Source organism: Sulfurimonas indica, from assembly GCF_009192995.1.
Taxonomy (GTDB): domain Bacteria; phylum Campylobacterota; class Campylobacteria; order Campylobacterales; family Sulfurimonadaceae; genus Sulfurimonas; species Sulfurimonas indica.
In genome coordinates this window covers 1-22,304 of the sequence record NZ_SDID01000015.1, presented here as the reverse complement: position 1 = coordinate 22,304, position 22,304 = coordinate 1, and the positions used below count along the sequence as shown (strand labels likewise).

Genomic DNA, 22,304 nt, shown 5'->3' with positions numbered 1-22,304 from the left:
ATTTTAGAGGTAAAAAAATGATATATTTAACTTATTTGTTTTTCACTTTGGTATTTGTTTATAACACACCGCTTTTTGACACCTTTATTGACTTCATAAAGAAAAAACCTATCATTATTATAGTTATTGCCATTATTGGGGATGCATTATATATGATAGGAGGTGGAATTATTGCCGGACTTATAGTTAATGTTGGACTTGATAAATTTACACTTTTTGTGTTGATTAACAATTATGGTACAATAATGGTAATAATAGGTGCAGTTATAAGAGAATACTTCAAGGTATTAAGAAAAGGATAAATTATGGAATTACTAATAGGAATAGGAATGGTGGCAATGTTTATCATGATTGGTCTCGTGAGAAACCAAAAAAATGAAAACAAAAAAGATTGTTGTAAAATATAATCTTTCAATAGCCACAACTCTTTCTTTAAAACCCCCTCTAAATACATAATATTGTTTAATTGGAATTTTACTGATTCAGTTCAGAGGGTATTCTATTGTAAAAAAAACAGTTAGTCATTAAGACTTAAACCCACAAGGGAGTAAATTCTATTCCCTTGGGGATAGGTCTGCTTCCTTTTTAACAATAAGGAAATAAAAATGACATATAACAAACTGATAGAGTTAATAAAAGAAGAGAATACAGGAATAGCAAAAGGTTATTCAATTTCTTTCTTGCAAGATGAATTTTCTTTTGGAAAAACAGAAGAAGAACTTTTGGCTTTATTTAAAGAAGACTTGGCAATATTTAAAGGTATTGAAAATGTTTTCTTAAAATCAAAAGAGCCAATGGAAGGAGATTTTGTTGAATATAAAAAAGGGAAACTTGCTAGAATATCTCGTCTTCACAAAAATGACGATATACAGCTATCTAATAAAATTGGTGTATATGTTTCCAATACTGGTTCACAGGCAAGTGGATGCACTTGGGACCCGGAAGTAGATCATGAAAAAATAAACACATCAGACTTAATAGCAACAACAAGAACCAAAAAAGGTACTTGCTGGACATTTAGTCAAAACCTATCTGGTAAAGACAGAAGTGTCTATTTTGAAATCGAATTCAAAGTATGGAGCGTAAAATGAAAAACTCTATAAAAGAGATTCAAACTCTATACTTGAATCAAGAAAAACCTCTTTATGTTGCATATAGCGGTGGTAAAGACTCTACTGTAACACTTGATATAGTTGTTAAAGCTATCATGGAATTACCAGCAGAGCAAAGGCTTAAAGAGATAATCGTTATGTTTAGCGATACACTCTTGGAGATGCCACCTGTAATAGGTCAAATTCAAAATTCTATCGAAAGTTTTAAGACTTTTTGTGATGAGAATAAACTTCCGTTTATTTTCAAGCAAGTAAGTCCTGAATTACAAGACACTTTCTGGTCAAAACTCATTGGTATTGGTTACACATTGCCTCGTAGAGATTATAGATGGTGTACCGATAGAATGAAAATAAAACCTATGCAAAAAGCAATAGACGAGGTAGTTGAAGCATATGGAGGATATATAGCCGTAACAGGTGCTAGAAAAGACGAAAGTGCTGACCGAAAGGAAAGACTAGAGTCAAATGCTTTAGAGGGCTATTTACACCTTAAAAAGCATTCTGATAGCAGATGTTATCTATTGGCTCCAATAGAAGATATGACACAAGATGAGGTTTGGGACTATATATATACCAAATCAGAGTCTTGGGTTGACAAGAATGGTCTGGGTGTAATTTACAGTGAAGCTGCCGGAGATGGAGATGAATGTACTTCAGTTTTAGAAGGCGGTGAAACAGGAAATAAACCAGGCTGTTCAAAAAGTGCGAGATTTGGATGTTATATCTGTCCTCTTTTTGAGAAGGATAAAACACTCAATAATCTTGTGCAGGGAAATGAATATCTCTCATACCTAGAGACATTTAGAAATTGGCTAGTTCAATTTCGAGATGGACACTGGGATAAAAGAGATGTATACAATCATAGAAACTTTAAAAAGATTGAATACGATAGAGATACACATCGTTTAGGTATGGTCTCACCTGGTGGCTACACTTTGGAATTTCGTTATGAAATCTTTTTAAGATTGATGGAGATGCAAGAGAAAGTGCAAAAAACAAACCCTGAATTTCAAGCAATCTCAATTGCCGAACTTGAATTTATTCAAGACAGATGGCTAAAAGAGGGCGATTTGGAATTAAGAGTTGTTGAGTATATGGAGTATCACTATGGAATTGAAATCAAATACGACAAAAAGTTGTATGAAAATGCAATTGCGCTGCAGATACTTCAAGGCAAAGAAGATTCAGCCACTATAGGCTCACTTCAATACTATTCGCATCAACATCAAACTACTAGGTACTTCGTACAACTAGCACAACAACTTCAAGAAAAAACAGGTAATGCAAAAGAGTGGATATATGCACTTAGCGGGTTATCATTGAAAATTTCTCAAGAAGAAGCTGTTGCTTTTGTATTGGAACTGCCTGTTGAAACAAAACAATATCATCCGACAAAAGACATGGAAAAAATCTATCGTCAAGAATGGACAACAGACACAATTAATTTTGTGACTATTGAAAAGCTTGTCTACAATAAGGCAATTCAAAAGCCTTCAGAGAGAGATCTGTTTGGATATGTCGGAGAAAGAGCAGAGGAGTTTACTAAATTGGAAAGTGTTCAATCAAACAATTATAATTGGGAAGAAGATCCTAACTTGTCGTTTGAGGACAAAATTGCCATTTTAGAGGACGCTATAGATTATAACCGAGAGGAGATAAAAGCTAATCGCAGAGAGGCTTTATGTTATCAAAGGTTGGAAGCAATATAAAAGGAAAAAAATGAACAACATCATGCAACTGCTTGATGCAGAAATAGCGCAAGTCGCAAAAACAACAAAACCTGTTCACGTTCGATTGAAACATATGGGTAATGGAGTTTATAAAGGTTTTTTGCCTTTTAAGATTGAAGGAGACTTTATTCTTAATTCCAAAAAACTTGACAATGTGCCAGTATTGGTAGATTATCAAGAGGACCATGTGGTAATCGAGCTTGATAGCAATGAAGAAAATATCAATGCGTTTTTAAGCAAAGATGAGGCTTCATTGCTTAAAGCTGTCAAGGAACAGGTGCGAGGAGAACTGAAAGAGAAACCATCTTTTGTAATAGGACCTCCGGGTACTGGTAAAACAAAAGTTATTACCAAAATCTTGGAAGAGGCAATTAAAAACAATCTAAAAGTTCTAGTTGCATCTCCGACCAATATGGCCGTAGAAAATGTGTTTGAGCGCATTGATGCAAAAGCCATTGGGTTAAAAGATGGAGAAGTTATTTTAACCATAAAAACAGAACTTGAAGATTTGCAGGAATTTTCACCAGAAGCAATCAAGCGCAGAAAACTGCAGCCGATTGAAGATGAATTAGAAATCCTGCAGATGGCTAAAGCAGATATGGTTAAAAGAAAAAGAGACGCTCAGCCAACGCTAGAAGCTCAGAAAAATCTCAAAGAAGCTGCCGATACAAAATTAGCAAATTTTCAAAGAGATTTTAGAGAGTTATCCAAAAGACAAAAAGAGCTAAAAAGCTCTATTGATGAAACAAACAATAGGATTAAAAGCTTAACAGGTAATGCATTTCTTAAAGGTGTTGCCAAAGTCTTTATGGGTAATAAACTTGAGGAGCTAGAAGAAGAGCGAGAGAAAAAAGAAAAAAAGCTAAAAACTGTTCAAAATGAGATAGATGCACTTGAATCTAAAATACAAGTTGCTCAAACAGAAACAGAGGAAGCTAAGAAGTCTTTTACAAAAGAGCATGACGCCATATATGAGGCAACTGTTGCAATTGATAAAATCAATAAACGAATAAAACACCTGCAAGAAAAAGCCGAGGAACTAAGACAATTAAATCTTTACAGTTCAGCCAAGATTGTAGGTGCAACACTCGTGAATGCAACACTCAATCAAAAGTTACAGAATGCAGAATTTGACTTAATAATAGTAGATGAGGCATCAATGGCTTTGACACCATATATAACGATTGCAGCTCAAGCATTAAGAGAAAAAGCAAAAGGTATAAAAAAGATTTCATATATTAAATCTGATGATTTGTATGAAGCGCAAAACAAAGCTGTCAGTATGGCTCTTAATTCAAGACTTGTTCTTGTTGGAGATCCAAAACAGCTTCCGCCTATTGCAGAAACACGCGAGATGAAAAAAACCATTTTTGAAGTATATGGAGCAGACAGAATATTTGAAGGAGAAAATCCAGAAAATACAGTATTACTTGACATTAATTTTAGAAATCATCCAAAAATTACCGCATTGGCATCTAAGCTGTTTTATGGTGGATTACTTAAAAGTGGTAAAGAAGATGATGGAAAAGATGCGCTTTTTGTAAGAAAAAGCAACTCAAAAATGGTTTCAAGTGATGGTAGCTATATCAATAACATTAATATGAAAATAGTTGTCTCACAAGTAGAAAAAGCACTTAAAAGAGGGCGAAGAAGTGTAGGAATAATTACTCCATACAGAAAACAAGCCCTTTTAATAGAAGAAAACCTACAGTATCTTTTTAAAGAATATCCGGATGCGGATGTTCAAGCAGGTACAGTCCATAAGTTCCAAGGAAAAGAAAAAGACATCATTATTTACGATCTGACTTTTTCTCCATCAGAAGATGGGCGAATACCTGCGACATACGATGGTGATAAAAACTCAACAGCAGCTAAATTGCTAAATGTGGCAATGACACGAGCTGAAGGGTTTTTTATTATTGTCGGGGATGTTGAGGGTATCCTGAAACTTAAAAACCAAAATTTGGTTTTAAGAGAATGGGTAGAAGCAATAGCACAATAGTGCTATTGGAAAAATGATATAATAAGGAAAAAATATGAGCAATTTAATGAGCAAAACAAAAGTAGATGATTTTTTGATTGAAATGATTTCTCCAAAAGTAAAAGAAATTGAAGAAAAATTCACAAACAATCAGTCATTATCACAAGATGATATAAACACATTATTGTTAAAATCTCAATACAATCACATTAACCATCTTGATCAAAAATTAGATGAAGTAGTGGAAGATGTAGCTAGTTTAAAAAATGATTTTAAACTATTGGAGCAAAAAGTTGAACAAAGATTTGAGACTTTTGAACAAAGATTTGAGACTTTTGAGCATAGAATAGACGCTACGATTCAAAAGGCATTAAACAAAAATATGGTTTTAATTGTTAGTGCCGGTAGCATATTGGTTCTTGCATCAAAACTTATTGACAAAATATTTACATAGTAAATGTTTAGGCTGCTCTTTTAACGATTTTGTTAAGAGCAACCGTAAGATTTAGATATATTTTTTGTCAATGAAGCAAGTTCCCAAAAGGCAATTTCGACATAACAATTTCATGCTGATTAACATACCTTTTGCAGTTTTCTCCTCCAAGTTTTATCACAAACCTTTCAAAAAAACCCCGTTGTCTAACACGGGGATGAATTGAAAAAGCTATAAGCTTTTAATGCTTTCACGAAAAATCAGTAACAGAAAAAAGACTCATTCTAATTGTTTTATCATACAATTTCTGAAAGTTTTCTACAATTAATTGATTTTCTTTTGTATTGTTTTTTCCAAGTTCTGGATGTTTTTTATCCCTCCATAACCCTAGCAAATGTGATTTGGTTATCTTTTTATCGCTCTTGAGTATATCTCGAACATCTTTAACGGCTTTTAATAACAATTCTGAATCAATATAGTGTGTTTTATCTGCATATTGGATAGGATAAAGTGCATTCGAGAGTGCTTTTTTTGAGCTTAGTAAAACATGCTCAGGCTTACTGCTGCTAACTTTTCTCATAATCACAAATGGAGGTTTTAGCATATATGGATTTTTTATATAATCTTTAAATCTAAAACCTTCTTCTGATCCTGCTTGAGTAAGTTTTTTTATCTGTTTGTTTTGAACCAAAGAATCACCAGTAAGTTTTAAAACCGGTAACGTCATTCCCCACAAGGCAGTTTGTGAGATAAAATTGCTATTATTTATAAGATATGTAGTTGTAAATGTTCGCAATTTTGTGTTAACATAGGACCCCACTCCCTGTATTCCTTTTTTATCAACCTCATCACTAATACAACACCTCATCCCTTTTTCTCTATTGTCATTGATAACTTCCCATCTCTGTTTTGTTTTGTCTTCTTCGAGTTTTATACCTTCAATTTTTGGCAAACCAAGTTTTCCAGAAAGCAAACGAGCAACATAACCAAGACCAGATTCAAAACTCAAATCATCAAGCACTTTAAACTTTTTATTTTTGCTTGAGTTATCTGTGTATTCAATTAGCGCAGTAGATGGCATATAACACGCTACAAGGTCTTTGTTTGACCAATAAGGTGGAATTGCTCTATGAAATGCTATCTTCTTGCTATCAACAGCAAAACTGTCAACAGGAACTGGTTTTGCAGGAGTGGTTTTATTTAGAATGATAGATTTATCTTCATCCATGGCTTCTATTATAAAGCTGGACACTTTCCCAAACCCAATATTTCTTTTTTTTCCGATACCTTTGATGTTTTGCAATAGTGCAATTAGTCGTTTTTTATCTGCTCGAATATAGAAATAAATTTCTGGTGTGACAATAATTTCTTCACTCATCGCAAATGCTTTTGCAGTTGAAGATAGAAAATCATTAGATACTGGCTTTTTTGCAAATTTATCAGTAATATCGAAAATCTTTTTTGGTTCCGGTTTTTTATAAAAAGATGTAAAATCTAGTTTGAGCGGATTATCTTTAGGTATATACCAAATGGACCCACTAAAAACCCCGTTTTCTTTAGCAATGAAATCAATCATTGATAAGTCATCGCTATACTCCATGTGCTTATTCTTTCTGCGGACAATTTTAAAATATTCCGCAATAAGCATGCTATCTAATGTTGTATATCTATCCATTATGAATGGTGTTTCAAGCTCAAAAGTGACCTTGAAGTTTTCCAATGTGTTTCGATCTAGTTGTTGCATTCTTTTTCCTTTTTGAATTTTTAGGAAGCTCCGCCATTTATGGCGGGGTAGTTCACTCTCTGATAAAATCAGTATGTGTGCATCAGATGCTTTTTGAATGATTTTTGACTCTTTTGTTATAGCCACCCTACAAAATCAGTATGTGTACATCATTGAAATTTTTGATGAACTTCTATACTGGGTTATAGCCACCCTATAAAATCAGTATGTGTACATCTTTATATTATATTTTTCAATTCATTGTACAGTTATAGCCACCTTGTAAAATCAGTATATGTATAGCTTTTCAGATTTTACGAATGATAGAATGTAAATTTAAGCCACCCTATAAAATCAGTATGTGTACATCTACTGAGAAGTTGTTGAAAATAACAGAGGAGTTGTAGCCGCCCTATAAAATCAATATGTGTATTTCACAAGAAATAGTTGAGATTAATGAGGTAGTGCTATAGCCACCCTATAAAATCAGCATGTGTATATCTGCACTACCAAAATCTCCTACAATCACAACTCCTTTATTTTTTTTATTCTTCCATAACCCAAACCAAACTTATATCCAAGCTGTTGAGGTAAAGAGTATGTACTTACAAAACGCGCCCATATTGCAGGATGATACTCAAACGTTCCATTGTGATAGTATCTTGTAGTGAAATGCTTAAACTCCTTAAAGGTAATCATTCCGTCCATTACGGCATCAAAATCTTCACCAAAATACTCTTTTATCTGATACCTTACAGAATCAAGCATTAAGTTTTCAGCATATGCTTTTAAGCCTTCAATGTCGTTTCTGTTTTTGAAATCATTATAAATAGCATGATCTGTTTTTGAAGCACCAATAATAAGAGGTTTCATTGTGACATATTCAATACCACGAGTCTCTTTTATGATACCAAAGTGTGTATTCTTCCGAGGAACTACTCTATCAACTTTCAAATCCAAACCGTTGAGTTTTATTTCTGGATTGAGTGTAATTCTTGATATTAAATGCTCTACAGCATCCATGATTTCATCTTTGTGATCAACATATGTAGTTACCTCAAAATACTTTTCCGTAGGTTGAGTGTATATAAAGGGAGCAGGTCTATTGTCGTGCCATAAGAACAACGGTTTGTATTTGTCAGAAACAATACTGCCGATATATCTTCTTATATCATTTGAAAATAAGGCATCTTTGCCTTCTTTTTTTATGCTTCCTGTGTAGTAAACTGTAAGTTTCATTTTTTTCCTTATTAGTTTTGCAAGTCTCTCGTAAATTCAGTATGTATATTCGTTACTTGTTAATAGTACGAAAAACTTTAGGTTTGTAGCCACCCTATAAAATCAATACATATCTAGCTGAGCTTTAGTTGTTTGACTTTCATGAAAAGCTATAGCCACCCTACAAAATCAGCACATATATAGCGAAATGTCAAATCTACCTATCTCAATTGAGGTGTTATAGCCGCCCTATAAAATCAGTATATATAGCCAAATTCCACAAAACACTGTGAAGCAAGGCAGTGAGAAAGTAAATGTTAATTTACTTCTCATTAATCCTATCAAGCATTTCGCTAATTTGGATATTTTTTTCATCTATATTTTCAAGCCATTCCTCAAAAGCAGCTACGCATTTTGATGCATCATCGTCTAAAGACACGCTAACGGACGCATTGCTTAAAAAATCATTCCATTTTGAGCGAATAACACTTTTGCCAAAAGTAAGCTCATAATTCATCTTTCCTCTACCATGAGAGCCAATCGCACCAAGCTGTTTTTTTACTAATTTGATAAGTGAAGATATCAGCAGGCCTTTTTCGATGTCTGTAAGCTTGTCGGTGCTGACTATGCTTCCATAAAAATCTGTTCCGGCATGAACTTCTTCAGTGCTAATAACATGACTTGCATTGAGGTTTTCGACATCTTTGTTCTCTCTTGAGTTCTTAACAACTTCATCCCATTCTTCAAGCGTTTGGAAAGTAAAAATCTTACTATTCTCACTTCGTCTTTCCATATCATCTACTTTGTATTGCACTTTTATAGATGAACACTTTGCGTAATATCCTCCATTATCATTTTTGGATTTTGCTATGGGGTAAACAAGATTTCCATCAGGATCTTTCTCTTTTGGAAACAAAGGAGAAACGCTGACTTTTCCACTAACTGCAAGAGAAACACCAAGATATGAAACAACTGGATTTGCCTCTCTGATTTCTCTCTCTTTGCCTATTGGACAATTTGTATAGCTAACATTGCCACCTGCATTTTGAGCATGAAATGATTTTCCAATAACTATTGCATTTTTGCCAAGACTTATGTCTTTTTCTATTGCCTTATCATATAAAATTCTCGTTGAAACACGTCTCAATGCTCCTCTAAAACCATTTGCTGTATAAATAGGTAATTTTACAAACACTTTTTCATCGCCAATTGGTACATACATTGGCATTTTTTGGATTGCAGTATAGCTTACTTTTGAACCATCAATCATCGTCTCTTCGACACCAGATATTTGGCAAAGCGGCGTTACTGCAGTCGCTTTTATTTTGATTTCCATAATTTTTTCCTTCTTATGTGTATTTTAAATTTTTAGCATCTCTGTAAAATCAATATGTCTATTAACAATAATAAGTGAAATAACATTTTTGTGTTGAAAAGTATACTTTAATTCTGATACAATGTCAATTATTATTAAGTCTAAAAGGTCTATGTATGTTAAACAATCAAAAAAGAAATATCGTTCTTAGAGAAAAGCAAAAAGAAGCAGTTGATTACATAACAGGCAATTTTCAAAAGTTTCCGCTAATAGAGGCACCTACAGGTTTTGGGAAAACTATTGTCTTACTGGAGAGTGCTATTAAATTACAAAAAATGGGATATACTGTAGTAATAAGCACACCAAACAATAAGCTCACAATAGATGCATACAAAGAGGCTGCTTCTTTTTATCCCAATTTGCCAATAAGTTTTGCTATAGGAATAAACAACTATATAGATGTTGCTAAAGTGTATAATTGTAAAAATAGTGGTGCATTAGAGCAATATATAGATATGGACTCTTTTAGAGTATGGGAAGATAATTGCGACGAAAAAGAGGATTTGCTTTTTGATGATTTCAATGAAGTTATAAAATATAAAGACATTGCTTACCAAGATTTAGTAAAAGAGCTTATATGTAAAACAAAAAGAGAGGATGAGAGCTTTCCTGATAATTCAATAGTGTTTACAAATCATTTTTATCTTTTATCCTATGGGCGTTCTGCTAAGCGAGAGAACTTAAAAAATATTGTTCTTTTGGTAGATGAGGTGCACGAATTAGAAACAGTAGCAGAGACAATTTTCCAAAACAGTTTTTCCCCATTCTTTTTAAAGAGCATTACAGGAAGATTAATATCAGAGCTGAAGGAGTCTGATAAAGATTTTGTTGGTAAAAAAAGCATGGAAAAAGAACTTAACAAAACATATGCCAAGATCTCTGAAGAATTCTCCAAGATTATGAGTATTAGAAGCACATCAATGGTCGGGGAATTTGACTTAAAAAACAAAGAATTATATTTAAAATCTCTAAATAGCATCAACTCAGAAGCACTCAAAAGCTTATCTGCGAGAATAACCAAGTTTTTAAAAAAGAATAGTAATATCTCCTTTAGAAGCAAAGGTATATATCATGCTCTATTGAACGAAACAAAAGAGCTAAAAGGTATCACAGAGAGCATTAAAAGCGGTAATGATGTTAATGTCTTGCTTTCACCAAGCAAAGGGTATCCCACCTACAAAAGCACAAAAGGAAGAGCAGCGACATTGCTAAAGAATTTTCTATGGGATCATATAGTAGGAATGGCGGGTGTTTCTGCCACGTTGAATACTACTGTAAATCCACAAGATGAGGTCAATAAAAAATTTGCATACGGGAGAATAGGGCTAGACTACTTTGCTGCGCCAGAAATAATAACTTTTAAAAGAGAGTTTCCAAAAGAGAATGTAAAACTCATCACAAAGCCAATAAAGCAATACAGTATGGATTATGAAGCAGAGGAAGCAGGGGCAGACAGTGACCTTATTAGATGGGCCAGTGAAATAGCTGAGCATATAAAAAAGACATATGACAATAAAAACAGTATGGTAATTGCCGGTGGTTTTAAAGAGGTGGAATACATAGGCAGAGAACTTGAGTCTTTAAATCTTAAAAATATAATCACTGCCCACCCGAACGAAAAAACAATAACAACAATAAAGAGATTTACAAACACAGGTGGAATTCTTGTAGGCACAAGAAACTATGGTACAGGAATTTCTTTAGATGGCGAACAGTTAGAAAGGCTTTATATTGTAAAACTGCCTTATCCGCAGGTAACTGCTATAAAATGGATAAAACTTAAAGAGTTTAGCGAGCCGCTGTTTTGGATAAATTTCAACAACGAAATGATTATGCAATTGAGACAATTTTTTGGTCGGCTTCAAAGAACGAAAAAGGACAAAGGGGAAATTCACCTGCTTGATGCCAGAGGAATAAAGGGCGAAGATAAAAAATATAGTAAATCTATTGTTTCAAAAGTAAAACATTATATGCAAGAATATGGAATTTTTGATGAGAAGAGATCATCAATTGTTGTGAAGCCAAGAGAAAGATATTTTTCAGGAGAAATGAATATTGATGCAGAAGACCTGTTTTAAAATCTGAAATTTACTGGTTCGATTTTTGGGGTTCATTATAATCACTAATAATACTCCTCCTTAATATCATTAAGTGAAAACGTACTATTTTCTTTTAAAGAATACGGTAAATTAAAAACAGCCAATCCTTTTACGGTATCAAGACAGATAACACTTTTTTTCACTCCGACATAATCCAGAATATATTTGCTGCCAAACTGATCATATACAAAACTTTCATCTTTGCTAACATACAGCATGTTTTTAACACTTTCTCTAAAATCTTTAGAATAAGGGATTAGCATAAACAGGTCAAGCTCCTCATCGCTTAACTGCTTTAGTAATTCTTGCGGTAATTCTATATCTTTTGTGTCTTTTGTGTTAGAAATCAGATCAATAAACGCCTCAATTGCACCTTCTTCGCCTAGTGAACAGTCAATTGATGAGCATGAAAACTCTATGAAGTTTCCTGTTGTTTTGTTGTCGTATATAAAATTCATATAGATTCAACCCGTCGATCTTGTCCTCCTTTTTCTCCTTTAAGAGGATTGCGGATTATGGTTTGTTCAATTTTCGTACCGGTCATATAGTTAAAAACAGAACCCGTCATCATACCTATTTTATAATTATTTTTCTGGAGGATTTTTTCGTAAAACAAAACTAAATCTTCCCCTCTGATACTTTGCTCACTTTTATCGCAGATACAGATCGGTTGCATTATTATGCCATCCGTTTGAAATTCTTTTAACATCCAGTCAAAAAATCTCTTCCCGATTCCATTGCCTCTGTATTTTTCTATTATGGTCATTTCCAGCAGTGATAGAACAGAAACGCTATCGCGTTTGGTTTTACATTGAAAATAAGAAGCAATATCGAAGACTTCTTCGTCTCTGCAACTTCTGTGAATCAAAAAGCCATTTGAAGTACCTATCAGCTTTCCTTTGTGTTTAACTTCACAATAAAACTGATCTAACTTATCGCTTTCCCCTTTTAGCGTTTTGATAAATTGTATCTCTTTTTCCATCATTACTCCCCTATGTTTTTTACATGCTGATAGTAAACATCTCCGAATGCATGTGTATAATTTAATAGCACATCAGATATTGTACTACTGTCTTTAAGTTGAATCGGCTTGTACCACAAGACATTAACCACTTCACTTCGCAAATGAAGATGTTTTGTTTCTCTTTTGTCCTGGCAGGAAACAGTAAAACTAATCTCAGGATAAGGTGAAGCATGTTTGTAACTAAGTATTTTAATATCAATATTCTCTGAATCATCCTCTATGGCTTTTTTAAGAAAGTCATACTCTTGCTCCATTTTTTTTAGTTCCAAATCCCGTTTATTCTCTAATATTTTCTTGTTGATAGGGTCAAAATTATGTGTTGCAAACATCTCTCTGTAATTTTTATATATCTTGTTTTTGACTATCTCGAAGTGAGCAGGAAGATATTTTTCTATTGAGTGCTCCTTGGAGATATATTGATATTTTATTTTATATTCTACACTATATTTTGTAGCGACACAAGATGGATTTAAAAAGTTAACAATCTTGTTGAATTTAAGATGTTTTTTTTCCATAGGGGTACTAATGAGTTTTTGTAAAATTAACATCATCTTGTTGATATTTTCACTTGTTTCTTCGTCAATAAAATAGAGTTTCGCTTCATCAAATTCACGATAAGGATATTTTTCCAAAAGCTGATAAATGGCATCGTAAATATCACTAAAATAGAGTGCTGCCTCTCCAGGAAAACGAATGTTTTTAAGACCTGTCTGAAATTCAATCATTTCCTTAGAGGCTTCAAGAGAGTGTACTGCAAGAAAAGCAATGAAAGCACCTCGCAACTTAATAGAGCGCTCTATTGAATAATGCTTTTCGTTTTGAGTAAGTTCATCCGCTTCTTTTATGAATTTAGTGATTTCTTTTGGAACAGATTGTATTTTTTTGTCTTCTATTGTATTTTTGAGGTAAGAAGCCACACCGGCAATAAGTTTCTTGCTTGCCACAAAACCTTTTTTGTCACTCATGCTGAAGCCTTTTTGTTTTTTTGCTTTTCGATAAATTGCTGTGTTTTATAAGTAGCATCCATGGTGGTATTTGCAAGATGAATAATCTGGTCTGCTAATCCAATAAGGCTTGTTGTCGGTATTCTAAAAAGCAAAATTAAATCATTCTCTTTAAACTGAAAAGAGCTGTATTTTTCAATAATAGAAACTTCTATGGATTTTGTCATTTTTTGGCCACCACTGTATTTTTTAACAGACTGTATGCTTTGATACTGTAGTTCTTTGAGTTGACTTGCAAAAGACCGTAAAGAGACTGCGTCAAAAGCAACTGATATATATTTTTCATCTTTTGAAAAAGGGTGGCACTCCATCCAGAATACAGCATCCACAAAATCGGCCCCTTTCTCTACCTTGGCGTTAACAACAAGTGCACCATTGCTATCTGTTGCCGAAAATCTTCCAACATGAAATTTCTTTGTACTGTTATTCATAAGACCTTCCTGTTACCAAGACTTCTAACCCATATCTGTAAATGCTTTGCCATCCGCACTCACTGTTTAATGGTCTTGTTCTGTGTCTGGTATGAAGCGTCTTTATTTTAAACATCCCGTCCTCATAAATCACGACTCCGCTTTCTTCTAAAAAACCATCAATAAAAGATGAATTTAAAACATCACCCTCATATATTTTTTTTCCGTTGCTGTCAAAAAAACCACTAAAGAGCATAATCACACACTCTTTACCTTTGTATACTTTATTAAAAGAGAAACCGTCATCCAAAATATAGATATCTCCGTTTAGTGCTATTGCAAAAGAATCGTAATATGTCTTTCCGTTGACAAACACTCTCATGTCGAGAGAACTCCTGCTGTAGTTCTTATTGATGTCGATTTCTTTAGCAGCTTGCGACACAAGTTTTGCTCCTCTGATGAGACATGATTTTTTTATCGAATCCACTAAAATATAATCGAGAGTCTTTTTTTGAAGAATCTCCTTTGTTAGAATCTGAATGTCTGGCTGAAGTTTTTTTATCTGAATAAGAGTATCAGAGCTGAATTCAGAACTAAAATAATTAACAGTGTCTATTATAGAATTAATAGTTAAGACCAAAGAAGATGCGGCATCTTTAGCAAGTTTGGTGTTTTTTGAGAGAATTCCTTCATTGAATCTGTTAATTTGTTTAAAATAATAAACAGTATTTTCCAAAAAGTTAATTTTATTGATTTTCATGCACTTGACTCCTTGAGCTTATTTTTCTTTGTGTAAATATTTTCTGTAACATCATTGATTTTTTTATCAATTGTCTTGTTAATGGCATCAGTCATTATTCTGGCTGCTTTGCAGCTTGAAAAAACAGCTCCAGTTTGTTTTGTTTTGTCAATTGATTTAAAAATCTCCTCTGTTAAACCGTATACCCTGCTTAATCCGTCCGAATTTAATCTATACAAGTTGTGCAGCGCTGTGTTTGCAGAAATCGAAAGATTTTTTGTGTACTTAACGGACTCCTCCCATGCAGCAATAGACAGGGCGCTTGCGTGGATGAACAAGTTGCATTTATGGCTGTATTTTTTCTTCTTTCCATGCTCAACATCATGAATCTGAACATGAAAGTTGTTGTGTTTTTTTGTAATAGTATTGTAAATTTTTGCAACACTTCCTATTCTCTCAATAGTGCTCCACTCATCAAGCAAGGCCAACATAAATAATCCAACAGAATAAATTTTAATAAGCTCTTTGTCATTCATTGTGCACCATCCTGCGATTTACTGGTATAACCGTCACATTGCATACCGTGCATGAGTGTTTTTCTAAGATTGAACTGCTCGTAATTGCCATCATTTGATTTTGCTGATCTCTTGCAATTTCTGCAGATGGATATATTTATATCCGGGTGATTGCATTTTGTGATTTCGTAACTTGCGATAATTTTATTCCTTTTTTCATTGTCTAAATCATAAACTGTCATTAGGCAGTTTTGGCAATAGAGTGCTTCAAAATTAAAGACGTAGACCAACTCTGTGTTGCAAGAAGGACAAAAAACAGATTTCATAGCTTCTTTTGAAATGTTCATCCTGAACCCCCTACTAATTTACATAATATAAACACCATTATATCACTATAATATTATCAAGTCAATCATATACAAATAGTAATATAACTCCAACACCTCAACAAAGACCCACCCTAAATACCTTCCTCCACAAAACACGAAAAACACAATTCTTCCAAACAGACAATTTTTCCAATTTTCCCAATGCAGTTTTTCTGCAACACACAAATCAGAACTGTTTCCATTCTTTCCAAATCCCCCAAAAACCCCCAATCCCTCTCACGACGGCTTGTAGGGTTGAGATTTGTTTTGTGTGAAGCCTGGTGGGAATGGAGTGAGGCAGGGTGGCTTGATTGTTGGTTTTGTGTTGTTGCTTGTTGGCGTTTTGATGAGGTGTGGGAGTTATATTATTAATATTAATATAGTGGACTACCACGTCATAAATGGCGGAGGTGGTTCACTATTTGCTCTATGATCTTCTTTTGTCTGCACAAAAAATTTCTGTTGTAAAGTGATAAAAGAAAGCCTCAAAGAACACAAAAGAGAAGTTTGGTTCAAGATGCTTAGTGTATTTTTTTGCTTTTAATTGTAAATATTGGCACATTTGTTTACTCCTTGCATTATTGTTTTGTCAATCGAAATAGTTTTTTCAAATACAGGATTGTAATATTTCAATATATAGTCCACTATTGATGTTATTGAGAAATGCCACCGTTTTGAATCATGATAGTATATATCATCAACAAACAGTTCTCCTTTTTTTCTAAGTTCGTCAATTTCATTTGTTTTTAAACACAGCAGTGTTGCTGTTTGATTTTTTGTAAGGTAAAAACCACACATATTGAAAAGTTCTTTTATCATTGCGTATCTTACATTCATTACACACCTTTTTATCTATTTTAAAAATTCTACAGCATATTAAAAAGAAAAACAAATTGCGAATGATGACACTTGCAGATACTTTACGGAACATTGTGAAACATGATGTAACTTGCTAATACTCCACCCTATAAATGTTTTTATAGTAGTGCGTAAAATCTACACACTCATAAAAAATACTGACTGCTATTTGCTATCTCTTAGTGAAAATTTTTCAATTCCGTAAATTTCCCCTCTAGCAATTAATTCTATAAAAGAAAAAATATCATCAATACTACTTAATTCATAGCACGAATTACCATCATCTGTGTCAATAACAATACGGTACCCATTTGAAAAATAAGGTTCAAACATTTTTAGGTGCTCTATTAAACCATTCCATTTTTCAGAACATTTTTCACAATTGCATCTCACAACACTGTTGGTATGACCGCATTTTTTGCAAGAAGTATCTACAGTAAGTCTATAAGGAACATCCGCCGGCAAACAAGAGTATATTAATTCAGAACTTTCTCCGCAAGAGAGGCATTTTGGAGTGAATGCAAAAACTTCCAAAGCACTACGAGGACCAATACTTGAATCATCGTAAAGACCTTTGATAATAAGCTCTGTGAGAACTAGGGACCTATCATTCTTATCTACCGTTTGATAAAAATATGTATTTCTGCTTTTATTTTTTTTAAAACTCTTTAAATTCTTGCTTATGTCTTTGATATCATATAATGCTAGTCTCGCAACTTGATCTTTTGAATATCCTTTGTTTTGCGTAGTTTTTACATATTCAAAAACATCCTCGTTGCTATTAATAGCCTCCATATAGCTTATTTTTGCGTCCGATAAAATCTTTAGCGCTTCAATTGGTATTGCTTCCATATGATTTCCTTTTTTCAGTAAATATCGGGGTTCTAGGTAATATTGAGAAAGAAAAATACCAGAATTGATATTCCAATACATCTGCTCTTAAATAGAACACATCCACAAATTCTTTATTAAAATCAGGCCACTATTTATAGCTCGAAATACATCATGTCGTCTCTAAGCATGTTGGAAATTTTCCCTGGAATATCTTTTCTTGTGAAAAAAAGATAACTATTTTCTTTCTCTTTGTCAAAATCAGAATAGTCCAAGTGCACAGGCTTTGTAAACACTCTTCCAAATACCTCACAACTCTGCAATATTACTTCTTTTAGCACTTGTACCATATCGAATTGTTCTTTTGTCATATTTTTTTTGGAAAAAGGGATTTCGATAGCAAGAGATGTAGATACAAAATAATCAGACATCATATAGTAGTTAATAAATGCGTAAATAACTACTTCAAAACTCTCCATCAAAAAGTTTTTGTTTTCATGTTCAATAAACTCAATATTATTAAGTACATAAAAGCTTATGTTTTTTGCATCTTCAATATTTTTTATTGAAGTAATATTCTTCTTATATTGATAGTGTAAAGCATTTGCTATTGTGCTGGAAGCCCCTATAGTAAAACAGTTTTTTCCGTTAAGTATCATTTTTTCAAGAGCTGTCTCCACAAAAGAATCCACTTCTTCTTTGGGGGTACCTACTTCTTTTCGCAATAAGCCATGATAGTTAAAAGATTGACACGAAAATGTAGCCGACATGTTGCCAGGTATTGCAAAATCAATTGTTTTGGCAGTAAACAAAAAACCTTCTGTTGCAAAAGATTTTCCATACAGAAGGCCATCTTGTTCAGAAAATGAAAAATCAATGATTTCATCAAAAAAATCACTGTCTATTTGTGCACTATAAAACCTATCATGAAAACCATAAATTTCTGCTTTTTTTATATAGTCAAGATCTTCTTTTGGTTTAGAATGTGGGAAAAGCAACTTCAAATCAAAGCTAGGTTCATTATTGCAAAGCGTTTTTAAAATAGCGTTATAGCTCTTATATCCATACTCTTTTGCAAATAAGTTTAGTTTTTGAGAATTGCTAATGTCTTTGTTTTGGTAGTTTTTTAGTGCTAGATGCTTAAAGCACTCTTTTGTAAGTGTACACATGTTATATCGCTCCTTAAGTGTGTCATTTGAATTATTCTTGCCCCTGTTAGAATACAAATTGCCTAAGTCGCCATATTGAAACATTTTACAAAAAAATACTTTTTCCATAGATGGGGCGGAAGGTAGAAATTAAACCTGCCAAATTTTAGGCAAAAAATACTTAAAGTTCGTTTAAGTTCTAGGAGGCTCTACTATTCAAGGCGAGGTAGTTTATAGTTATGTTTCCCTTTGATGCTCCACCCCATAAATGAGGTGGATTCTTACCCTAATCACTCATATTGTTAATCCTGTTGGTTTTCATCATCTCTTCAATATCTACACCTCCGCCACTCGTATCACCGCCGTAAGCCTGTTGTAACTGTTGCAATGAAGTACCTGATTCCAATATAGAAGCGTTGTTGCCGAGGTTCTGCATTAATCCTTGCATAGAATTCGTACCAATTCCATTGATTCCATAACTACTTAAATCGCTCTGTGCCAACATCTGAGAGAACTGCTCTCTCATTTGAGGGTTTTGCATAGCTTGCATATACTCTTGCGCAGGTACTTGTGTTCCAACGCCGCCAATAGTAAGCCTGCCACCGTTTGTTGTGATTGCTTTTTGACCGCCTACGGTTTGAATGACTGTGTTTGCAGGGTTTGTTGCAAGTGCTTGAGTGTTTACTGCTGCACTTTGTGTTATTTGCTGGGTTAGGGCTTGTCCTAGTGTGGCAGCTGGTGGAGCTACAATTGTTTCTCCTGCAACACCGTTATTGAGATGATTATTGTATCCTGCTACATTATGGGAACCACTAAATATGCCAGCCGCATTACTAGGGACATTTCCAAGGTCGTTAAATCCTTGCGTTACTAAACTGGTAGCTACTTGTGATAACCCAACGCCAAAGCTGTCTTTTGAGAGTTCATTAAAAGGATTTCCAAAAGGATTGATTTTATCTAGATGGTTTGCTGTCTGAGCAACAGCACCTAAGCCTACATCAAAAATACCATTGATAGCATTGTTAATACCTGCGTAAGCATTAGCTAATCTATAGGATTTTTCATCTATCGCTTGTTTAGGCGAAATATTCATTACCTCCCCTAATATAACTCCTTCAGCACCATTTTTTACATGCTCTGCTATATTGGCTAGTTTTTCAGTTCTCTTCATATCCTTGTTGATGTTTTTGCCATTTTTTGCTATACTATCCAGATAATCTTGGTAGGCAGAAGTTCTTCCGCCACTTTCAGTATTAACTTTGCCAGTACTGGTAGCTTTGGCTTTCTCTAAACCTTTTTCAGCCTCACTTAAATCGTATTCAGCATTAAACTTATCTCCTTTTAAGTCCTCTAGTCTGTCATGTTTTATATCTTCGCCAGAGCTAACTAAATCCATGGTTTTAAACCTTTTAGTTTTTCCAGTTTTTTTGTCTTTTATGACTTTTTCCGGTGTCTGAATATCATTTTTGTGCAATTCATCCAAACCGATACCGGCATCTTCAAAATCAGTTAAATCAATTTTACCGCCACTGTTGAGATTTGCTTTCAACTCTCTAAGTTTTCTCATCTCATCTGAACCCTTAGACGCTTTTTGAATATGTTCCCCAATCACATCTTTTAAACGTTCTTTAGCCAACTGAACAGGCTTAGCATCCTCCACTCTTTTGATATCTTTATTCACCGAATCCAAATTGTTTTGAGCAGTATTGACCTTTTCTTGGTTATTTGTTATACTTGAATTATCTGAATTAAAGGAATTATCATGTGGTTTATCACTAACTTTTTCATCGGTGTTACTGTTATATTGATTGTCTCCGCTATTGGTGGAGCTATCGCCGGGATTATTAGTGGGGTTAGAAGAAGTATCGCCAAACATAAGTCTATCAGATAAATATTCAGAAGTTTTACCAAATCCACTTTTCAATCCATCCCAAGCACCTTTCCCCATCTTAGTAACACGCGTATCCTGTACTCGCGAGGCTGCTTTCACTGCTTCTCTATCTTCTTTTGGAAAATCTTTTAAATTAAATTCATCCCCAGCATGTTTTATAATTGGATTTCCCTCTTTATCGAGCTTACCCGTATCGTAATCCTCAGTAAATACCCTTTTGCCCTGTCCGGCATTCAAAGCCTTTTCTCCTGCCATCCCTATAGCAGTTGCGGCTACAGGAGAGGCTGCTAATAATGCTCCATCAAGAGCGGTATGAAATTCATCTTTATTCATATTTTTAGGAAGCAAATTCATGCCTTTTAATATATTGTATACCCCATCGGCAGCTAATGCTTTTCCGTAGTTACCTTTAGACACTAAAGACATAAATTGTTCACTACCCGCAAGAGAATCAATTTCTTTATCTGTTGGTTCTTTTCCTTTATGCGCAGCTTTTAATATAGTTCTGGCTATATCTCTGTTTTGGAATTGAGCAAGAGAACTAGAGTTGTTCGTTTCATCATGATCTCCTTGTTTATTGTCCGTAGAACCATCAACATTGGCAATAGTTTCTCCTGTATTTGCATTTGTTGAAAAATTGACACGATTTTTACCTATCATCATTCTTGTATCTCTATTCATTGTTCCAGCTGTTGCTTCTTCTTGTGCGATTGCTGCATTCAGTCCGGATAATGATTTTCCATTTTTATCTGTCAATCCTGAAGTATATAAATCTTCTATTGCCTGTTTTCTTTTTTCTTTGGCATCAGCCCCTGTTGATTTTCCAACAACTCTTTTAATATAGGCATCTGCTTTTTCTTGTCCGAAGTTCTCAGATACCATTAGTTTTTTAGCTGCTCCTGCGGCTGCAACAGCGGCACTATGTTTTTCAAAACCTACATAGCCACCGTTTTTAAATTTATCGTTAAGCGTTTGCACTGTTGTTATATCTTTTCCGGTCTTAGCAGCAGCCTGAGAAAAAGCCAAACCCCCAGCACCAGATATAGCCTGTTTCATAAATTCAGCAGCACCTTTACCACCTTCCATGATAGCTTTTGCCATTTTGTCGGCAACTTCTGGTGAGTAGCCTCCACCTGCTTTGCTCTGAAGATATTCAGATATACTTCCTTGTGTACCCATTTGTTGCATTTTTGCTTTTAGTGATGCTTCTGCAACATCAGAACTAACTGCTTTCTCAACACCACCCTGTGTTTTTATTTTAGCGGCAGTTGATTGTTGTTTTGACATCTCCCCGTACATTGCATTTTGCGCATAATTAATACCGCTTTTATTATTTGCTTGAATTCCAAGAGCCTGTCCCATTAATGATTGCTGTTTGCTTTGATCACTCAAACTGTTTACATCGCCAAGAGTTAAACCTTTTTTGGCATCATGTAGTGCTGTTTGCAGACTTGCTTTCTTTTCATCAAGCGCCTTCATGATTTTTGCATTTTTTGCAGTATGTGCGCCTAATTTTGCTTTTTGATTGTCGATATCTTCTATTTCATTGCTAATTGACTGAGCAAGTGTTTTATCTTTAAATTTTCCATTCAAATCTCTTCCATAGTTTTTTCGTAGATTGCTTGAATGCTCATGCATTCCAGTTAATTTTTCTTCTTCACCGGTTTTAATATCTTTTTGATATTTTTTAAGGTTGCCTTTGTAGACACCTTTTTGAAACGCATCCCCTTTAGCAATCTCACCGGCAACACCCATAGCTCCAACACGCTTAATATCACTCATATCTGCTTTTATCTGCTCATCACTTTTTCCATCAAAATACATACCGACACCCATCATTTTGTT

General features: G+C 34.2%; 20 protein-coding genes. 6 read left to right on the top strand and 14 right to left on the bottom strand.

Features of this window, described 5'->3' with window-relative positions; genetic code table 11:
- Positions 1-17: 17 nt before the first annotated feature.
- The 5 genes from ES948_RS07870 (at position 18) to ES948_RS07850 (ending at position 5,277) form a co-directional block, all read left to right on the top strand.
- Positions 18-302: a hypothetical protein gene (locus tag ES948_RS07870; RefSeq protein ID WP_152184407.1), complete on the top strand. Its 285-nt coding sequence runs from the start codon at positions 18-20 to the stop codon at positions 300-302.
- Positions 303-605: 303 nt separating this feature from the next.
- Positions 606-1,091 carry a hypothetical protein gene (locus tag ES948_RS07865; RefSeq protein WP_152184406.1) on the top strand — a complete coding sequence of 162 codons (486 nt, stop codon included), beginning with the start codon at positions 606-608 and terminating at the stop codon, positions 1,089-1,091.
- On the top strand, positions 1,088-2,821 hold the full coding sequence (locus ES948_RS07860) for a phosphoadenosine phosphosulfate reductase domain-containing protein (RefSeq protein ID WP_188109483.1): 1,734 nt from the start codon (positions 1,088-1,090) through the stop codon (positions 2,819-2,821). Before ES948_RS07865 ends, ES948_RS07860 begins: the two co-directional genes overlap by 4 nt.
- Before the next feature lie 10 nt (positions 2,822-2,831).
- Positions 2,832-4,844: a DEAD/DEAH box helicase gene (locus tag ES948_RS07855; protein WP_152184404.1), complete on the top strand. Its 2,013-nt coding sequence runs from the start codon at positions 2,832-2,834 to the stop codon at positions 4,842-4,844.
- Positions 4,845-4,878: 34 nt separating this feature from the next.
- Entirely contained in the window at positions 4,879-5,277 is a 399-nt protein-coding gene (locus tag ES948_RS07850; protein WP_152184403.1) for a hypothetical protein, read from the top strand.
- 229 nt (positions 5,278-5,506) lie between these two features.
- Here the strand turns inward: ES948_RS07850 and ES948_RS07845 are convergent, their stop codons facing one another.
- The 3 genes from ES948_RS07845 to ES948_RS07835 form a co-directional block, all read right to left on the bottom strand.
- Positions 5,507-7,000, bottom strand: a complete 1,494-nt coding sequence (locus ES948_RS07845; RefSeq protein ID WP_152184402.1) for a hypothetical protein — start codon at positions 6,998-7,000, stop codon at positions 5,507-5,509.
- Between the two features lie 504 nt (positions 7,001-7,504).
- Positions 7,505-8,218, bottom strand: a complete 714-nt coding sequence (locus tag ES948_RS07840) for a hypothetical protein (RefSeq protein WP_152184401.1) — start codon at positions 8,216-8,218, stop codon at positions 7,505-7,507.
- Positions 8,219-8,519: 301 nt separating this feature from the next.
- Entirely contained in the window at positions 8,520-9,533 is a 1,014-nt protein-coding gene (locus ES948_RS07835) for a hypothetical protein (protein WP_152184400.1), read from the bottom strand.
- 155 nt (positions 9,534-9,688) lie between these two features.
- Between ES948_RS07835 and ES948_RS07830 the strand changes: the two genes are divergently transcribed.
- Positions 9,689-11,650, top strand: a complete 1,962-nt coding sequence (locus tag ES948_RS07830) for a helicase C-terminal domain-containing protein (RefSeq protein WP_152184399.1) — start codon at positions 9,689-9,691, stop codon at positions 11,648-11,650.
- 44 nt (positions 11,651-11,694) lie between these two features.
- Here the strand turns inward: ES948_RS07830 and ES948_RS07825 are convergent, their stop codons facing one another.
- The 11 genes from ES948_RS07825 to ES948_RS07775 form a co-directional block, all read right to left on the bottom strand.
- On the bottom strand, positions 11,695-12,129 hold the full coding sequence (locus ES948_RS07825; RefSeq protein WP_152184398.1) for a hypothetical protein: 435 nt from the start codon (positions 12,127-12,129) through the stop codon (positions 11,695-11,697).
- Positions 12,126-12,653: a hypothetical protein gene (locus ES948_RS07820; protein WP_152184397.1), complete on the bottom strand. Its 528-nt coding sequence runs from the start codon at positions 12,651-12,653 to the stop codon at positions 12,126-12,128. Before ES948_RS07820 ends, ES948_RS07825 begins: the two co-directional genes overlap by 4 nt.
- 2 nt (positions 12,654-12,655) lie before the next feature.
- Positions 12,656-13,660 (bottom strand): hypothetical protein, encoded by a 1,005-nt coding sequence (locus ES948_RS07815; RefSeq protein WP_152184396.1) that lies wholly within the window; start codon positions 13,658-13,660, stop codon positions 12,656-12,658.
- Positions 13,657-14,130 (bottom strand): hypothetical protein, encoded by a 474-nt coding sequence (locus tag ES948_RS07810; RefSeq protein WP_152184395.1) that lies wholly within the window; start codon positions 14,128-14,130, stop codon positions 13,657-13,659. Before ES948_RS07810 ends, ES948_RS07815 begins: the two co-directional genes overlap by 4 nt.
- Positions 14,123-14,869, bottom strand: a complete 747-nt coding sequence (locus ES948_RS07805; protein WP_152184394.1) for a YopX family protein — start codon at positions 14,867-14,869, stop codon at positions 14,123-14,125. The genes ES948_RS07810 and ES948_RS07805 overlap by 8 nt, the downstream gene beginning before the upstream one ends.
- Positions 14,866-15,384, bottom strand: coding sequence for a hypothetical protein (locus tag ES948_RS07800; RefSeq protein WP_152184393.1), 519 nt, complete (start codon positions 15,382-15,384; stop codon positions 14,866-14,868). The genes ES948_RS07805 and ES948_RS07800 overlap by 4 nt, the downstream gene beginning before the upstream one ends.
- The gene (locus ES948_RS07795) at positions 15,381-15,710 is read right to left on the bottom strand and encodes a hypothetical protein (protein ID WP_152184392.1); all 330 of its coding nucleotides are present in this window, start codon (positions 15,708-15,710) and stop codon (positions 15,381-15,383) included. Before ES948_RS07795 ends, ES948_RS07800 begins: the two co-directional genes overlap by 4 nt.
- Before the next feature lie 561 nt (positions 15,711-16,271).
- Positions 16,272-16,568 (bottom strand): hypothetical protein, encoded by a 297-nt coding sequence (locus ES948_RS07790; RefSeq protein ID WP_152184391.1) that lies wholly within the window; start codon positions 16,566-16,568, stop codon positions 16,272-16,274.
- Between the two features lie 186 nt (positions 16,569-16,754).
- The gene (locus tag ES948_RS07785; protein WP_152184390.1) at positions 16,755-17,441 is read right to left on the bottom strand and encodes a hypothetical protein; all 687 of its coding nucleotides are present in this window, start codon (positions 17,439-17,441) and stop codon (positions 16,755-16,757) included.
- A gap of 134 nt (positions 17,442-17,575) precedes the next feature.
- Entirely contained in the window at positions 17,576-18,589 is a 1,014-nt protein-coding gene (locus tag ES948_RS07780; protein ID WP_152184389.1) for a hypothetical protein, read from the bottom strand.
- A 265-nt stretch (positions 18,590-18,854) separates the two neighbouring features.
- Positions 18,855-22,283, bottom strand: coding sequence for a hypothetical protein (locus ES948_RS07775; RefSeq protein WP_152184388.1), 3,429 nt, complete (start codon positions 22,281-22,283; stop codon positions 18,855-18,857).
- Positions 22,284-22,304: the final 21 nt, after the last annotated feature.

What these genes read in the sequence shown, in the direction of transcription:
- ES948_RS07870 (WP_152184407.1), top strand. Translation starts at nt 18, where the DNA reads ATGATATATTTAACTTATTTGTTTTTCACTTTGGTATTTGTTTATAAC.
- ES948_RS07865 (WP_152184406.1), top strand. Translation starts at nt 606, where the DNA reads ATGACATATAACAAACTGATAGAGTTAATAAAAGAAGAGAATACAGGA.
- ES948_RS07860 (WP_188109483.1), top strand. Translation starts at nt 1,088, where the DNA reads ATGAAAAACTCTATAAAAGAGATTCAAACTCTATACTTGAATCAAGAA.
- ES948_RS07855 (WP_152184404.1), top strand. Translation starts at nt 2,832, where the DNA reads ATGAACAACATCATGCAACTGCTTGATGCAGAAATAGCGCAAGTCGCA.
- ES948_RS07850 (WP_152184403.1), top strand. Translation starts at nt 4,879, where the DNA reads ATGAGCAATTTAATGAGCAAAACAAAAGTAGATGATTTTTTGATTGAA.
- ES948_RS07845 (WP_152184402.1), bottom strand. Translation starts at nt 7,000, where the DNA reads ATGCAACAACTAGATCGAAACACATTGGAAAACTTCAAGGTCACTTTT.
- ES948_RS07840 (WP_152184401.1), bottom strand. Translation starts at nt 8,218, where the DNA reads ATGAAACTTACAGTTTACTACACAGGAAGCATAAAAAAAGAAGGCAAA.
- ES948_RS07835 (WP_152184400.1), bottom strand. Translation starts at nt 9,533, where the DNA reads ATGGAAATCAAAATAAAAGCGACTGCAGTAACGCCGCTTTGCCAAATA.
- ES948_RS07830 (WP_152184399.1), top strand. Translation starts at nt 9,689, where the DNA reads ATGTTAAACAATCAAAAAAGAAATATCGTTCTTAGAGAAAAGCAAAAA.
- ES948_RS07825 (WP_152184398.1), bottom strand. Translation starts at nt 12,129, where the DNA reads ATGAATTTTATATACGACAACAAAACAACAGGAAACTTCATAGAGTTT.
- ES948_RS07820 (WP_152184397.1), bottom strand. Translation starts at nt 12,653, where the DNA reads ATGGAAAAAGAGATACAATTTATCAAAACGCTAAAAGGGGAAAGCGAT.
- ES948_RS07815 (WP_152184396.1), bottom strand. Translation starts at nt 13,660, where the DNA reads ATGAGTGACAAAAAAGGTTTTGTGGCAAGCAAGAAACTTATTGCCGGT.
- ES948_RS07810 (WP_152184395.1), bottom strand. Translation starts at nt 14,130, where the DNA reads ATGAATAACAGTACAAAGAAATTTCATGTTGGAAGATTTTCGGCAACA.
- ES948_RS07805 (WP_152184394.1), bottom strand. Translation starts at nt 14,869, where the DNA reads ATGAAAATCAATAAAATTAACTTTTTGGAAAATACTGTTTATTATTTT.
- ES948_RS07800 (WP_152184393.1), bottom strand. Translation starts at nt 15,384, where the DNA reads ATGAATGACAAAGAGCTTATTAAAATTTATTCTGTTGGATTATTTATG.
- ES948_RS07795 (WP_152184392.1), bottom strand. Translation starts at nt 15,710, where the DNA reads ATGAACATTTCAAAAGAAGCTATGAAATCTGTTTTTTGTCCTTCTTGC.
- ES948_RS07790 (WP_152184391.1), bottom strand. Translation starts at nt 16,568, where the DNA reads ATGAATGTAAGATACGCAATGATAAAAGAACTTTTCAATATGTGTGGT.
- ES948_RS07785 (WP_152184390.1), bottom strand. Translation starts at nt 17,441, where the DNA reads ATGGAAGCAATACCAATTGAAGCGCTAAAGATTTTATCGGACGCAAAA.
- ES948_RS07780 (WP_152184389.1), bottom strand. Translation starts at nt 18,589, where the DNA reads ATGTGTACACTTACAAAAGAGTGCTTTAAGCATCTAGCACTAAAAAAC.
- ES948_RS07775 (WP_152184388.1), bottom strand. Translation starts at nt 22,283, where the DNA reads ATGTATTTTGATGGAAAAAGTGATGAGCAGATAAAAGCAGATATGAGT.